Raw genomic sequence first — 14,438 nt, forward strand, 5'->3', positions numbered from 1 at the left:
GGAGAGGAGATCTACCATGGGTTTGCGCATCAACGACACGGTTCCGAATTTCACCGCAGAAACGGATCAGGGCACCATTCAGTTCCATGACTGGATCGGTGACAGCTGGGCCATCCTGTTCTCTCACCCCAAGGATTTTACCCCTGTCTGCACCACCGAATTCTCGGCTGTGGCGCAGCTGAACGACGAATGGGCGGCACGGGGCACCAAGGTGATTGGTGTATCGGTGGACAATGTCGAGGACCACAAGAAGTGGAAGAAAGACATCGAAGAATACGGCAAGGTCAATCCGGGCTTCCCGATCATCGCTGATGACGGGCTGGCCGTGTCCAAGGCCTTCGACATGCTGCCCGCCGAGGCTTACCTGCCCGATGGCCGTACTCCTGCGGACAGCGCCACAGTGCGGTCGGTCTTTATCATCGGGCCGGACAAGCAGCTGAAGTTGTCGATGACCTATCCGATGACCGTGGGGCGGAACTTTGCCGAGATCCTGCGCGCGCTGGACGGGCTGCAGATGTCGGCCAAAGGCGTGGCGACTCCTGCCAACTGGATGCCGGGTGAGGATGTAATCATCCCACCTGCGGTATCGAACGACGAAGCGAAAGAGAAGTTCGGCGAGTTCGAGACGATCTTCCCCTACCTGCGCAAGACCAAGGCGCCGTCGTAAGACGCAGCCGGGTCAGGGGGGCTGTCTGCCCCCCATCGCGCCATGGCGCGCGATTTCCCCGAAGGTGTTTTCAGTCAGATAATGCAGGCGGGCGCTGCGGGTGCAGGTGGAGCTGCGCCCGATAAATCGCGCGTTTGACTTCGCGGGTCAGCTTGTCTGACAGCGGCGGTTTGGTCTGGATGGTCGAGCCGCCGATTTCGCCCGCAACCTCCTGATTACCGCTGCCTTGCAGGGCATGGATCGGCTGGCCGGTCAGCCAGTGCATCTGCAGGAATGTGTCCACAGGCCGGTCGATCTGGTTGGTGGCGGCCAGCAGGCGTTCGGCGGCGCGCCGTCCCACCAGCTGACACACACATTGCAGGCCGATCACCTTGGGCAGGATCAGGCGCAACCCGTTCTGCTCGGCCAGGGTTTGGGCGGGCACCTCGCGTTGCTTCACCGGGATGCGGATATAGTGATCTGGCGTGGCGATCGAGGCCAGCAGGTCCAACGCCTTAGCCATGCGGCCCGGGTCGATGCGCAGGTCATCCTCGGTGATGACGGCCAAGTCGATCTTTTCCTCGACCAGTTTGCGCCAGATGCGACGGTGGCTTTCGAAGACGCCGATCTCGGCCGGGCGCAGAGTAAAGGGGTAGTGGGGGCGGTGCAGGTTGCCCGGATGCGGTTGGATCCCGGCGATCTGGTCCGGGTCGCGGCCGTTCACGGCTTCGAACAGTTCGGCATTGGGCAGGTCGGCGCATAGCTGGTCGGCATTGAGCCGACGGGCCGTGCTGGAGGACATATGGATGACAAACGATCGCATGATCCCGTGCATAGAACACGGGACCATGGGGGGGAAGAGAAACCGGAGAGAAACTCTGCCCCTTAGCGCTCAGAAGCTGTAGCGCAGGCCGACATTGACGCTGAAGGCGTCGATATCGTCTTCGACCGTGCCGGTGGAGGCACCATTGGGGGCCAGCCGCTCGGATGACACGTCGAACGCGCGGGAATAGCGGGTGTCCAGTGTCAGAGCCGTGGTTGAATTGATCTCATAGGCGACACCGGCAATGACTTGTGCCGCAAAGGTCGTATCACTGTCATCCAGTGCCACGCCCGGACCATAGACGAAATCCACATCGGAATAGGTGGCGCCCAGACCCAGCCCGACATAGGGGGTGAAAGCGCCTGCCTGTTTGAAATCAACCAGAACATTGGCAAACAACGAGGTCTGCGTGACATCGCCAGAGATGTTGCCTTCGGCACCCGGCCCATTGCCCGAAAAGCCCACGCCATCCACGTCGCCGTCACGGTAAGACAGTTCCAGTTCGATCCTTGTACCAATTGTATCGCTGGACCATCGTGGAATTTCGGTGCCAATCGCGACACCCAGCCCGTAGCCGGCGTCGAAATCCGTGTCCACAGATTGCGACGACCCGTTGACGGTGCCGCTGAAGTCGCTGTCCTGCAGCTGGCTGTAGCCGGCAAAGCCCTGAATATACAGGCCCTCAGACAAGCTCTGCGCGGTCAGTCCCGATGCGCTGATCGTCAGGGCTGCCGAGGCCAAAATGAGACGCGTAACCATAACCATGTCCTTTGATCCGAGTTTGGTATGGCGCACATGTGGGCGAAGCAGGTGGGAAGGAAAGGCGCGCGGCCATCACTTCGATTCACAGGATTTTGGGACTGTGTGAGTGAATAAATGCGCCCCTTGAGCGGAGCGTTGGATGAACAGGTCAGTGTGCTGAATTTGACCGGTCAGCCCCCTGTTTGACCAAAGGTTCGGACAGCAACTCATCGATGAAAAAGCTGAGCAATTGCAGGCGCCCGGCGACGCCCGCCTTGCGATAAACAGCGGCGCTTTGGGCCTTGATCGTGCCCTCTTTGGTCTGCCGCAATTGGGCGATTTCCGCGATTGAAAGCCCCTTGATCGACAGCAAGGCTACGTCGCGTTCTGCGTCGCTGAGGTTCCAGTCGCTGAATTGGGTATCGATGATCTGTGCCAACGCGCCCTGCGCTATGCTCAACTGCCGTTGCATCTGGCGCACACGCCTGTTCTGGGATCGGATCAGTGCAATGGTCGCGGCTAGGCCTCCTATCAGGGCCAGTGCCAAAACCAGCTCAAAACTGTGCAGGTGACGAAAGCCCGCGCTTTCCCCTCCGGTCCAGTCCAGTATCGCGTCGGTCATGAAAAAGGCGGCGCAGACAGCCTGCACCACCAGAAGGAGCCAAAGCAATGACGTTTGAGTTGGCTTCATGCGGCCCCTGTGAAATCACCCGATCAGTCATCGTCCTTTTCGAGTTCGATGGCAGTAACCACGCCGTCGGTCTTGGACAGGACCAGTTCAGTTTCCACGCCATCTTTGAGAAGTTCAACCTCGATCTCGCCGTCTTCGAACTCGATTTCTTCGATCTGGTATCCCTGTGCCTCAAGGGCCGTGCGGATGTCAGCCTCGGTGGTGCCCAGTTTGTCACCCAGCCCGACATTGGCAAGTGCAAGAACGGGCGCGGTTGCGATCAATCCGGTTAGAGTCAGCAGTTTCAACGTTTCCATATCGCATCTCCTTTTTTACGTTGTGGCGATGCGAGTGAGCTGGGGGTGATGCGACAGTGTTGCGATTGGCTTTTGGTTGAAATGGCGGGATTTGAACAAAGGTTTATGCGGGAAATCAGGCTTTGGCGAAGTCCTCCCGGCTAGGGTACCGTGCCACAAAAAAAGACCCCGGCGTTTTCACCGGGGTCTTTCGTGTTTGCGATGAAAGGGCAGATTACTCTGCGCTTTCCTCTTTCTTCTCTTTCTTCTCGGGAACGATCTCTTCGCCGGATTCCTGATCGACGACTTTCATCGACAGGCGCACCTTGCCGCGATCGTCGAAGCCCAGCAGCTTGACCTTTACTTCCTGACCTTCTTTCAGAACGTCCGAAGGATGGTTCAGGCGGCGGTTTTCGATCTGGGACACGTGGACCAGACCGTCGCGCTTGCCAAAGAAGTTCACGAAGGCGCCGAAGTCGACGATCTTGACCACTTTACCGGTGTAGATCTGGCCTTCTTCCGGCTCAGCAACGATCGAGTGGATCATCTCATAGGCCTTCTTGATCGATTCACCGTCAGGCGAGGCGATCTTGATGACGCCGTCGTCATTGATGTCGACCTTGGCGCCCGAAACCTCGACGATTTCGCGGATGACCTTACCGCCCGAACCGATGACTTCACGGATCTTGTCGGTCGGGATGTTCATGGTTTCGATGCGCGGGGCGTGGACCGAGAATTCGTTGGTCTCGGACAGGGCTTTGCCCATCTCACCCAGGATGTGCATCCGGCCGTCCTTGGCTTGCGCCAGGGCTTTCTCCATGATCTCGGGCGTGATGCCCGCAACCTTGATGTCCATCTGCAGCGAGGTGATGCCGTTTTCGGTGCCAGCCACTTTGAAGTCCATGTCGCCCAGGTGGTCTTCGTCACCCAGAATGTCCGACAGGATGGCATAGTTACCGTCATCTTCCAGGATCAGGCCCATGGCCACACCGGCAACCGGCGCTTTCAGCGGGACGCCCGCATCCATCATCGACAGCGAACCACCGCAAACCGATGCCATCGAGCTGGAGCCGTTGGATTCCGTGATCTCCGACACGATACGGATCGTGTAGGGGAAGTCGGTCGCCGCAGGCAGAACCGCCTGCAGGGCGCGCCATGCCAGCTTGCCGTGGCCAATCTCACGACGGCCCGGGCCACCAACGCGGCCAACTTCACCAACCGAATACGGAGGGAAGTTGTAGTGCAGCAGGAAGTTCGATTTGAAGTTGCCATGCAGCGCGTCGATGAACTGTTCATCGTCACCGGTGCCCAGCGTGGTCACAGCCAGCGCCTGCGTTTCACCACGGGTGAACAGGGCGGAGCCATGGGTCCGGGGCAGCATCGAGGTTTCTGCAACGATCGAACGGATATCGGTAGTCGAGCGACCGTCGATCCGCTTGCCGCCCTTAACGACGTCGCCGCGCAGAATGCCAGCTTCCAGCTTCTTCATCGCGGAACCGAGGTTGCCGTCTTCCAGCTGCTCTTCTGTCAGCGCTTCTTTGATCGCTTCACGGGCAGCGGCAACAGCGGCGGTGCGTTCTTGCTTGTCGGTGATCGCGAAGGCGGCGCGCATCTGCTCTTCACCTGCAGCCTTAACAGCAGCATACAGATCCGAGTAATCCGGCGCTTCGAATTCAAACGGCTCTTTCGCGGCGTCTTCGGCCAGCGAGATGATCAGGTCGATGACCGGCTGGATCTGCTCGTGGGCAAAATTCACAGCGCCCAGCATTTCCGCCTCGGACAGCTCATAAGCCTCCGATTCCACCATCATCACGGCGTCTTTGGTGCCGGCGACAACCAGATCCAAACGCTGTTCAGGGTTCAGGCGCAGGTCCTGCATGTCGTCGACGGTCGGGTTCAGAACGTATTCACCGTCTTCGAAACCAACGCGGGCACCGGCGATCGGACCCATGAACGGCGCGCCGGATATGGTCAAAGCGGCCGAAGCAGCGATCATCGCAACGATGTCGGGGTCGTTGACCAGATCGTGGCTCAATACGGTGCACATCACCAGAACTTCGTTCTTGAAGCCGTCAACGAACAGCGGGCGGATCGGACGGTCGATCAGACGCGCGGTCAGAGTCTCTTTTTCGGTCGGGCGCGCCTCGCGCTTGAAGAAGCCACCCGGCACCTTACCGGCGGCATAGTATTTTTCCTGATAGTGGACGGTCAGCGGGAAAAAGTCCTGACCCGGTTTTTGCTGCCGTGCAAAGGTCACGTTCGCCATGACGCTGGTTTCGCCCAGTGTCGCGATCACGCTGCCGTCGGCCTGACGGGCAACCTTGCCGGTTTCCAGTGTGAGCGTCTCTTCGCCCCACTGCATAGATTTCTTCGTTACATCAAACATGTGCGTATCCTAGATGGGAGCACTCCCGCCCCTGCGGGTCTCCCGTTTGCTTGGCGGCCCCATTGCCGCCGACCCCATTTTACTTTCGTCTGAGTGCCGGGATCAGGGCACAACGTCTCAGATACCGCGCGCATACATGAGATTGCGGTCAAAGGAAAGGGAAACCGCGTGGCATATAACGCCGATAAGCCTCGGAACGGCGCGTTCGTGCCTTAAAGAGACCGCTCCCGCGATTTACGCAACGCACGGATGTCTTGCGCGGGTTCTGCGTCTGGCGTTTGTGCCGGGTTTTCCGCGTCGAAGTCCTCGTACTTCAGAAACGCCAGTGCCGAGATCGACCAGAGCCAGGAATACAGCCACAGCAACGCCCCGCTTGCGGCGACCCCTCGTAGAATGATCTCAAGGTCGAAATTTGGCAAACTCTGCGCCGTAACGATCGAGACAACCGACACAAGGATCGGCAACAGGGCGTATAACGCCGTGAAAAAACCGAAATAGAGCTGCAAGAAGAGCGAGGCAAAAAACACGCAGAACAGTGGAACAAAGCTGCGTCCGAACCCGTTGAAAAACGCGTGACTTGGAGCACGGTGACCAGCGGAATGTGCAGCGCTGGCCATAGGCACGGCCATGGCCGCGTAGAACGCGGCCAGTACGAAGGACATCACGATCAGACTGCTACCTACGGAGAGGAATGCAAATGCAATCTGTGTGGATTCCGCGGCATCCTGAAGGGCGGTCCATGAGAGAGGCTCTCCCACTTGCCACATGGCAAAAGCCATTGCGGATAGTTTGACCAAAACGGCCAGTACAGTAATTACCGCAGCACAGAACAACCCATACAACACCGAATACAGGGCCATGGCTCGGTAATCCGTGTGTCGTTTCTTCCCTTTCAGTTCCAGGGCTGTACGTATCCCGAACAGGGTGAAAAAGGCAGTTGTGACCGGCTCGCTGATATACCCGGCCATCCCGAGGGTGAAGATCCCCAGAACAGTCCAGACAAGCGTTGATGCAAGGCTGATCAAAAGTACGGGGACGATCATGCGCAGTGTTACGCGGAACGAAAGCAGAAGAGAGTTGAGGATGAGCATCATGGGTGCGAACTGTAAATCCGGTTGTTCTGGGGCGTTCGAGGAGGTTTCTGGCGGGGCATTTCCGTCGTGCAAACGCCACTAACAACGAATGACTATGGAGCAGAGAACTACCCAAAGTTGAGTTGCTTGCAAGAGAAAAAGGGGCACGCGATGAATGAGTTTCCGGGTATCAGTAACCAAAGGCGCGAACCCGGGATATGGGGTCCAGGGTCGGTTTACCTATCAGTCAAGCGTACCAATAAAGCTACGGTCCACACCTCGCGGAAATGGCTAATTCCGTCGCTTATATTCCGGCATGTGAATGCGTTTTGTGAAAAAGTGGTTGCAGTGTAGGCTGTTACCACTGAACCCGCGGTCGAAAGGACGGAAACTCGCCAGGGGATAGAACACTCATTTCCGTCGGCCGCCCGAATACCTTGGCGTTTGCATCTGCGAACAGAGGGGCATCGAATGGCTCAAAGCAAGAAAATGCTGGATCCGGATCCACGGATCTATGATTTCGAAACAGAGTACGAACTGGGGCAGGATAACGTCCGCCCGTTCGGTCTGGACATCCACAATCCGGTCTTCCTGATATCCAGTATCCTGATTTTTGCCTTCGTTCTGATCGCATTGGCAAATCAGGAAGCTGCGGCAACGTTTTTCGGCTGGCTCCGGCCTTGGCTGACCAGCACGTTTGACTGGTTCCTGGTTTTGTCGGTTGATGCAATCACCCTGTTCTGTCTGGTGCTGATCGTCCTGCCCGTCGGCAAGGTTCGGATTGGTGGCAAGGATGCCAAGCCCGACTATTCCTATGCCGGTTGGATCGCGATGATGTTCGCCGCCGGTATCGGTATCGGGCTGCTGTTCTTTGGTGTAATGGAACCCGTCTACTACAACTTTGCTGAGGACGGTAACGCGGTCCCGCTTGGCATAGATATCGCGGTACCCGGCAATGAATATGCCGGTATCGTGGGTACCATCCACCACTGGGGTCTGGAAGGTTGGGCAGTTTATGCCGCCGTCGGCCTGGCCTTGGCGATTTTCAGTTACAATCTGGGTCTGCCGCTGACGCTCAGATCTGCGTTTTACCCGATTCTGGGCGAACGTGTCTGGGGTTGGTGGGGTCATATCATCGATACTCTGGCGGTCTTTGCCACATTGTTCGGTCTGACCACTTCGCTGGGCCTTGGCGCACAGCAAGTGGCGGCAGGATTGAACGAGGTGTTCGGCATAGAACCCAGCCCGACCGTCGTTGTTTTGTTGATCATTGGTATCACCATGATCGCCCTGGGCTCGGTCCTGCTGGGTATGGATGCGGGTGTCAAACGGCTGAGTGAGATCAACATGATCATGGCCGTGGGCCTGTTCATTTTTGTGATCGTGGTGACGGGTGTCGGCACAGCCATTGCGCGGTATTTCAACGTGATGGTGGATTATGTGTTCCACCTGCCCGCATTGTCGAACCCGTTCGGGCGAGAAGACACCAGTTATTTCCACGGCTGGACAACCTTCTACTGGGCATGGTGGATTGCATGGTCGCCGTTTGTGGGCATGTTCATCGCTCGCATCTCGAAAGGCCGCACGGTGCGTGAATTCGTGATCTGCGCCCTGCTGGCGCCTACGGCGGTTTGCGCTCTTTGGATGTCGACCTTTGGCGGTGCTGCCATTGACATGCTGAACGCGGGCGGAGCCGAAGGTGTTCGTGCCACGGTTATCGACAGCTATGCCCCCGAAGGCGCGCTGTTCGGTTTCCTGAAAGAGCTGCCGCTTTACGGTATCATCGCCCCCATCGCGCTGATCCTGATCGTGGTGTTCTTTGTCACCTCGTCGGATTCGGGCTCGCTGGTGATCGACACGATCACCGCAGGCGGCAAGATGGACGCACCGGTGATCCAGCGCGTGTTCTGGTGCACGCTTGAAGGTCTGGTCGCTATCGCCCTGCTGCTCGGAGGCGGCCTGTCGGCCCTGCAAGGCGCCGCGGTCTCGACCGGAATTCCGTTTACGCTGGTGGTTCTGATAATGTGCTACTGCCTGTGGCTGGCACTGAAATCCGAACGGGCAAAGATGTAGGGACGTTAAGAAACGCGAAACGCCCGCCGCTTAGGCGGGCGTTTTCATATGGCCGATAGCGGTTCCAAACCTGTGAAGGGGTTTTCTGGAAGCAAGGGGGGTCTAAGGTAATGAGCTATTTTGATCTGGGAACTTATTCGCGACCGATCTCAACATCTTCCAAAGACGCACAGCTATGGTTCGATCGCGGCTTGGCGTGGACCTATGCCTATAACCACGAAGAAGCGATCGAGTGTTTTCGGAAAACGCTGGCAGCCGATCCGAATTGCGCCATGGCCCATTGGGGCATCGCATATTGCATCGGCCCCAATTACAACAAGCCTTGGGAAACCTTCGAAGATGAGGAAAAGCCGGACTGCGTTGCGCTGGCAAAGGCCTCAATCGACGCAGCTAGCCGACTGCGGGATCAGCTATCGGCGGTCGAGCGTGCGCTGATCGACGCGTTACCATCGCGCTATCCCACCTCTTCGGATGTCGAGGATTTCAGCCCGTGGAATGATGCTTTTGCCGACGCTATGCGCAAGGTGCATGCGGCTTTTAGCGACGATCTTGATGTTTGCGCCCTGTTTGCCGAGTCTCTGATGAACCGCACGCCATGGCAGCTTTGGGATTTGCCAACCGGCGAGCCGGCGGAAGGCGCGGACACGCTCGAGGCCATCTCGGTCCTCGATACGGCTTTTGACAGCCTGCCCGGGGCATGGCAGCACGCGGGGCTGTTGCACATGTATATTCACCTCATGGAAATGTCGCCGCACCCCGAAAGGGCGCTGCGTCAGGGTGACGCGCTTAGCACACTGGTCCCCGAAGCCGGGCATCTGTTGCATATGCCAACCCATATCGACGTTCTGTGCGGCGATTACATGAATGTGGTTCTGCGCAACCACACTGCTATTGTCGCGGATCGGAAATTTCTGGACCGTGAGGGACCGGACAATTTCTACTCGGTCTATCGTTGTCACAATTTTCATTTCAAAATCTATGGCGCGATGTTCCTGGGGCAGCCGACTGCTGCGCTGGAGGCTGCTGAAGAATTGAACGCGACCTTGCCTACGGAAACCCTGCGGCCAATGGCGGATTGGTTCGAAGGCTTCATTCCGATGAAGCAGCATGTTCTGATCCGGTTTGGGCGTTGGCAGGATATCCTTGATCAGGCATTGCCCGCAGATGAGGACCTGTACTGCGTCACACTGGCAATGATGCGCTATGCCCGCACAGTAGCGCTGGCCAATCAGCAGCGGATTGCCGAGGCCGAAGCCGAGCGTGACCTGTTCTATCAGGCCTATGAGAAGGTTCCTGAAAGCCGCATGCTGTTCAACAACACATGCTGCGATATCCTGAAAGTGGCTGAACAAATGATGCTGGGCGAACTGGCGTATCACAAAAACCAGTATGAGGTTGCGTTCGTACATCTGAGGAAGTCGGTCGAAATTGACGATAACCTTCCTTATGATGAGCCTTGGGGCTGGATGCAGCCGACCCGCCACGCCTTGGGTGCCCTGTTGCTTGAACAGGGGCAGGTCGAAGAGGCCGAGGCCGTCTATCGCGCCGATCTGGGGCTTGATGCAACGCTGAGCCGTGCCTGCCAACACCCGGGAAATGTCTGGAGCCTGCACGGATTGCACGAATGTCTGACCCGCCGGGGTGAAAGCGTAGAGGCCGCACATATCAAGCTGCAACTCGACAAAGCCGCCGCGCGCGCAGAAGTGCCGGTGCGCGCGTCCTGCTACTGCCGTCAGAAACACTTGGCGGCCGAAAAGTCTTGCGCGTAAAAAGAAGGACCGCATTTCGGCCTTCACTGCAGATTTGGCCGGTAGTAGCCGGTTAGCGGAGGACCAAAAAAAACGCCCGCCAAAATGGCGGGCGTTGAATTCAGATAAACCGGGTTTGACGCCCATACACACTGTGCTTAGCGGCGGATACCCAGCTTTTTGATCAGGTCCTGATAGCGCGCTTCTTCCTTGCCTTTCAGGTAGTCCAACAGCTTACGGCGCTGGGCGACCATTTTCAGCAGACCGCGACGACCGTGGTTGTCTTTCTTGTGGGTCTTGAAGTGCTCGGTCAGGGTGGTGATGCGCGAGGTCAGGATGGCAACCTGTACTTCAGGCGAACCGGTGTCGCCTTCTTTGGTGCCAAATTCTTTCATGACTCGTGCTTTTTCAGCGGCAGTAATCGACATCGGGGTCTCCTTTGAAGGTTAGAGTTAATGGCGCAGGCCGGGATGTCGTCCAGCACAGGCCCATGGAGAAAACCGCACCGATTCCGATGCGGATGCGCGCGTATAAGCGCATTTTCGGCAAATGGCAAAGGGATTCTGACGGGTCAGCCCAGCGCGGTCAGCTGCGCCAACTCGGCCTCGGTGATCAGCTGGATGTCATCCGCCGTCATCCCCTTGGCCCCCAGCAGTTGCGCCACATCCTGACCGTCGATCAGCACATGGGTCAGGTTTTCGTTCTCGGCGTCCTGCTCGATCTGGACGTCAGGATCGTCCACGCCATTCCATGACACAAACAACTTGTCCTGACCGGGTTGGAAATCCATCACAGTCACGGCTTCATCTTCGGGTTCGGGGGTAAGGATGATGTCATCGGCATCCTCGCCGCCGGTGACGATATCCCCGCTATCGGCCAGGATCGTGTCCTCTCCGGCGCCGCCATTCAGAAAGTCAGTGGCCTGTTCGCCCTCAGCATCGTCGCCGGTCAGGATGTCATCACCGTCCCCGCCGAACAGAACATCCTCACCCGCGCCTCCGTGCAGCGTGTCGTTGCCATAGCCGCCATGCAGCGCGTCATCGCCTTCGCCACCGTCCAGCGTGTCATCGTCCTGACCGCCATGCAGAGTATCGTCGCCCTCACCGCCCTCCAACTGGTCGGCGCCGAAATGGCCATAGAGTTGGTCGTCCCCCTCATCCCCGTTCAGCAGGTCATCGCCGCCCTCACCGTGGAGAATGTCGTCATCGTCTCCGCCTGAGATGTTGTCCGCACCTTCACCCCCGTACAGTACGTCATTGCCGGCACCGCCGTAGATCACGTCATCCGCGCCGAAACCGTTAATCTGATCGACGCCGTCCTGCCCGGTCAGGACATCAGCATCTTCGGTCCCGGCAATGATCAGATCGCCCTGGAATTCCGAGATGATGGTGCCGGTCGACGGGTCGGGCTCTTCGGGCTTGGCGGTTTCGTCCACTTCACCGATTTCATCAGGGGGCGAGGCGCCTTCAACGCTGTCATCAATCTCGAGGAAATTGCCTTCGGTCACTTCGTCGACCTGATCTTCCGTGATGTCGTCCTCTTCGGGCTCATCTTCGGGCATGAAAGCGTCGCTCATGGCGTAGGCAGCGCCACCGACGGCGGCCAGTCCAAGCAATCCGACCAAAAACATGAGAACCCTCCGTGAACGCGCTGGTCCGAGGGTAAATGTCTCATGTGATCAGTCACTTGGTCAAAGCTAGACTGACCTTGTGGTTAACCTTTTGTCACCACGCTTCGGGCTGCTGCGTATAGGCGATATAGAGCGGATGTTTCGGGTGTCCGTCCTTGGTCAGCCCCAGATGGAACAGCGGCTGTCCGGTCCCGCGTAGCAGGGTTTCGACCGCCGGGCCACGCGCCAGATGCGCGCCGTGGGTACCCCAGGCGGCAATCACCTGATCAGCCCAATTCACGCCGTCCAGAATCGCCGTGTCATTCTCGGGGCCCACCGGATCGGTGGCGGCGCGCATCTTGCGCGGGTCGGTGTCGCGCCACGCAAAGATATTGGTGACCTGAAACGCTCCGAACCCCAAAGCACGCGCGCGCCGTTCGCAGCGCTCTACCGTGGGGTCGTTCTGCACCTCGGTCGCGGTTGAGGGGTTCAGCATCACAAACAGCGCCTTGCGTCCGCCCGCGTCCCAAACGCGGGTTAGGCTGTAACGGTATTTCTCGCAATCGGAGTAGATGGCGGTCGAGGGCGCATCGCCCTTGGTGTGCGTTCGGGTGATCATCCCGCTGGCCTAACACGCTAGATCAACCACGGCCAACGCCTATGTGCGAAAAAACCCGATATGTCAGTCCTGAGTAATTTACCGGCCAACTTGACCAGATTACCTCAATGACATGGTTGGGGGCGCCGAACCCTTCTGCCAAGCGCAAAGAAGAACATAAGTGTCGCGGCCAACAGAGCGAAAGGCGCAGGCAGCGGAACGGGACTCATCGGCGGTCCCTGTGATATCGAGTACTCGCCTGAGTTTGTTACAGTATCTGGAAATCCGCCAACGAGGGGGAAGATTGCAAAAAGAGGCGGTTCAACCCCCGGATTGCCCGAATCCTCCAGCGACAAGATGCACTCCATTGCCAGACAAGTTCCGCCGGCCACGGAATTCGAAATAAACCCTTCCGTACCCGGATTTCCGCGGATGTCATTAGCCACCGCATCGTATACAGGCGCGGCGTTTCCGACGCCAAGGGTGTCAAAAGTAACGCCATCAATGGTGATCTCAAAACTCAAAAGAAGACCACCGGTATCCGGGGCTTCAAACGAGCCAATCGCACCGTCGATTTCGATTTGGTATTGCAGCGTCATGGCGGTTGCCGCCGGAACGGCAAAAAGGGCCGACGTCAGTGAAACAGCAATTGCTTTGAACAAATTGTCACTTGAGAAACTCAACATAACCAAACTCCGAAAAATCCAGGCGATAATGCTGAGCATATCAAAATTTAGGCTTTTCGTCCAATTTCGCCCGATACAGCCCTGTTCCTTGATTCGGTCGTGCAAAGCTCAAGAGACTTATAGGCGTTTGCTCTCGTTTTATCAGATCGGTCAAATGAACACCCGGCTTGGGTGCAATTCACCGGATTTGAAAATGCCTACCGCTACAGCTTTGCCGTCCAGCGAGGCCCAGGCCTCGTCGCCGTATTCCACGTCCGAAGCCAGTACCAGACCCGGGTTTCCATTGCGCAGGCGCGTGGCGCCTTCGGGGGTGCATTTCAACTCGGGCAGGTCTGAAAGGCCGATTTCCAGCGGGTGCAGGTGGTCGTCCAGCGCCGTGGTTTTGGCCATTTCGTCAATCTGTTCGATGCTCAAGCCGTCTTCAACTTCGAACGGGCCGGACCAGATTCGGCGTAGTTCCCTGACGTGGCCGTGGCAGCCCAGTGCCTCGCCCAGATCGCGCGCGATCGAGCGGACGTAACCGCCCTTGCCACAGGTCATTTCCAAAACGATGTGATCTTCGTCGGGGCGGTCGACCAGAATCAGTTCCTCAACCCACAGTGGCCGGGCGTTCAGTTCAACATCCTCGCCATCGCGAGCCAATTTATAGGCGCGCTGCCCGTCGATTTTCACGGCCGAGAACTTGGGCGGCACCTGCATGATGTCACCCAGAAACGGGGCCAGCGCCTGTTTGATAGCATCATCCGAGGGGCGCGCATCGCTTTCCGCGATCACCTCGCCCTCGGCATCGTCCGTATTGGTGGCCTGACCCAGACGAACGGTGAAGGTGTAAGCCTTCAAAGCGTCGGTGATATAGGGAACGGTCTTGGTTGCCTCACCCAAGGCCACGGCCAATACGCCGGTTGCCTCCGGGTCCAGCGTGCCCGCATGGCCCGCTTTCTTGGCGTCCATCGCCCAACGTACCTTGTTGACCACTGCGGTCGAGGTCATGCCCGCAGGCTTGTCCACCACCAGCCAACCGGAAATGTCGCGGCCCTTGCGTTTGCGTCCCATGCTTCACCTAGAATCTTGCTGAGGCGCGCGGGTTAG

13 protein-coding genes and 1 pseudogene are annotated in these 14,438 nt (G+C 57.9%); 3 read left to right on the forward strand and 11 right to left on the reverse strand.

Translation table 11 applies throughout. The features are described from left to right. The first annotated feature begins 16 nt into the window (after positions 1-16). On the forward strand, positions 17-667 hold the full coding sequence (locus ACR0IM_RS12305) for a peroxiredoxin (RefSeq protein WP_480641191.1): 651 nt from the start codon (positions 17-19) through the stop codon (positions 665-667). A gap of 481 nt (positions 668-1,148) precedes the next feature. Here ACR0IM_RS12305 and ACR0IM_RS12310 read toward each other — a convergent pair. The 6 genes and pseudogenes from ACR0IM_RS12310 to ACR0IM_RS12335 all read right to left on the reverse strand — a co-directional run. After that, positions 1,149-1,496 (reverse strand): annotated as a pseudogene (locus tag ACR0IM_RS12310) (glycosyltransferase family 25 protein); the annotation flags it as partial. A 42-nt stretch (positions 1,497-1,538) separates the two neighbouring features. After that, positions 1,539-2,228 (reverse strand): outer membrane protein, encoded by a 690-nt coding sequence (locus tag ACR0IM_RS12315; RefSeq protein WP_480641190.1) that lies wholly within the window; start codon positions 2,226-2,228, stop codon positions 1,539-1,541. Between the two features lie 151 nt (positions 2,229-2,379). After that, entirely contained in the window at positions 2,380-2,901 is a 522-nt protein-coding gene (locus ACR0IM_RS12320) for a helix-turn-helix transcriptional regulator (RefSeq protein ID WP_480592479.1), read from the reverse strand. 23 nt (positions 2,902-2,924) lie between these two features. Further along, positions 2,925-3,197: a PepSY domain-containing protein gene (locus ACR0IM_RS12325; protein ID WP_480592481.1), complete on the reverse strand. Its 273-nt coding sequence runs from the start codon at positions 3,195-3,197 to the stop codon at positions 2,925-2,927. 214 nt (positions 3,198-3,411) lie between these two features. Further along, complete coding sequence (gene pnp / locus ACR0IM_RS12330; RefSeq protein WP_480682074.1) at positions 3,412-5,562, reverse strand: polyribonucleotide nucleotidyltransferase; 2,151 nt, start codon at positions 5,560-5,562, stop codon at positions 3,412-3,414. A gap of 212 nt (positions 5,563-5,774) precedes the next feature. Continuing rightward, positions 5,775-6,656, reverse strand: a complete 882-nt coding sequence (locus tag ACR0IM_RS12335; protein WP_480682075.1) for a hypothetical protein — start codon at positions 6,654-6,656, stop codon at positions 5,775-5,777. A gap of 450 nt (positions 6,657-7,106) precedes the next feature. On the opposite strand from ACR0IM_RS12335, the gene ACR0IM_RS12340 reads away from it, so the two are divergent. Both ACR0IM_RS12340 and ACR0IM_RS12345 read left to right on the forward strand, forming a co-directional pair. After that, entirely contained in the window at positions 7,107-8,708 is a 1,602-nt protein-coding gene (locus ACR0IM_RS12340; RefSeq protein WP_480592488.1) for a BCCT family transporter, read from the forward strand. A 110-nt stretch (positions 8,709-8,818) separates the two neighbouring features. Further along, positions 8,819-10,477, forward strand: coding sequence for a hypothetical protein (locus tag ACR0IM_RS12345; RefSeq protein ID WP_480682077.1), 1,659 nt, complete (start codon positions 8,819-8,821; stop codon positions 10,475-10,477). A gap of 137 nt (positions 10,478-10,614) precedes the next feature. Here the strand turns inward: ACR0IM_RS12345 and rpsO are convergent, their stop codons facing one another. From rpsO to truB, 5 genes are all read right to left on the reverse strand, one after another. Beyond that, the gene (gene rpsO, locus ACR0IM_RS12350; RefSeq protein ID WP_170379357.1) at positions 10,615-10,884 is read right to left on the reverse strand and encodes a 30S ribosomal protein S15; all 270 of its coding nucleotides are present in this window, start codon (positions 10,882-10,884) and stop codon (positions 10,615-10,617) included. Between the two features lie 143 nt (positions 10,885-11,027). Next, positions 11,028-12,086 carry a calcium-binding protein gene (locus ACR0IM_RS12355; protein WP_480682078.1) on the reverse strand — a complete coding sequence of 353 codons (1,059 nt, stop codon included), beginning with the start codon at positions 12,084-12,086 and terminating at the stop codon, positions 11,028-11,030. Between the two features lie 94 nt (positions 12,087-12,180). Further along, on the reverse strand, positions 12,181-12,684 hold the full coding sequence (locus ACR0IM_RS12360) for a DUF1643 domain-containing protein (protein ID WP_480641187.1): 504 nt from the start codon (positions 12,682-12,684) through the stop codon (positions 12,181-12,183). A 104-nt stretch (positions 12,685-12,788) separates the two neighbouring features. Next, positions 12,789-13,454, reverse strand: coding sequence for a hypothetical protein (locus ACR0IM_RS12365; RefSeq protein WP_480682079.1), 666 nt, complete (start codon positions 13,452-13,454; stop codon positions 12,789-12,791). A gap of 45 nt (positions 13,455-13,499) precedes the next feature. After that, the gene (gene truB, locus ACR0IM_RS12370) at positions 13,500-14,402 is read right to left on the reverse strand and encodes a tRNA pseudouridine(55) synthase TruB (protein WP_480592497.1); all 903 of its coding nucleotides are present in this window, start codon (positions 14,400-14,402) and stop codon (positions 13,500-13,502) included. Between the last annotated feature and the right edge of the window lie 36 nt (positions 14,403-14,438).

The organism is Ruegeria sp. BF6 (genome assembly GCF_056538665.1).

Bases quoted from the DNA above. Each gene is read 5' to 3' on its own strand.
- ACR0IM_RS12320 (WP_480592479.1), bottom strand. From the start codon at position 2,901: ATGAAGCCAACTCAAACGTCATTGCTTTGGCTCCTTCTGGTGGTGCAG.
- ACR0IM_RS12345 (WP_480682077.1), top strand. From the start codon at position 8,819: ATGAGCTATTTTGATCTGGGAACTTATTCGCGACCGATCTCAACATCT.
- pnp (WP_480682074.1), bottom strand. From the start codon at position 5,562: ATGTTTGATGTAACGAAGAAATCTATGCAGTGGGGCGAAGAGACGCTC.
- ACR0IM_RS12355 (WP_480682078.1), bottom strand. From the start codon at position 12,086: ATGTTTTTGGTCGGATTGCTTGGACTGGCCGCCGTCGGTGGCGCTGCC.
- ACR0IM_RS12315 (WP_480641190.1), bottom strand. From the start codon at position 2,228: ATGGTTACGCGTCTCATTTTGGCCTCGGCAGCCCTGACGATCAGCGCA.
- ACR0IM_RS12325 (WP_480592481.1), bottom strand. From the start codon at position 3,197: ATGGAAACGTTGAAACTGCTGACTCTAACCGGATTGATCGCAACCGCG.
- ACR0IM_RS12305 (WP_480641191.1), top strand. From the start codon at position 17: ATGGGTTTGCGCATCAACGACACGGTTCCGAATTTCACCGCAGAAACG.
- ACR0IM_RS12335 (WP_480682075.1), bottom strand. From the start codon at position 6,656: ATGATGCTCATCCTCAACTCTCTTCTGCTTTCGTTCCGCGTAACACTG.
- rpsO (WP_170379357.1), bottom strand. From the start codon at position 10,884: ATGTCGATTACTGCCGCTGAAAAAGCACGAGTCATGAAAGAATTTGGC.
- ACR0IM_RS12360 (WP_480641187.1), bottom strand. From the start codon at position 12,684: ATGATCACCCGAACGCACACCAAGGGCGATGCGCCCTCGACCGCCATC.
- truB (WP_480592497.1), bottom strand. From the start codon at position 14,402: ATGGGACGCAAACGCAAGGGCCGCGACATTTCCGGTTGGCTGGTGGTG.
- ACR0IM_RS12340 (WP_480592488.1), top strand. From the start codon at position 7,107: ATGGCTCAAAGCAAGAAAATGCTGGATCCGGATCCACGGATCTATGAT.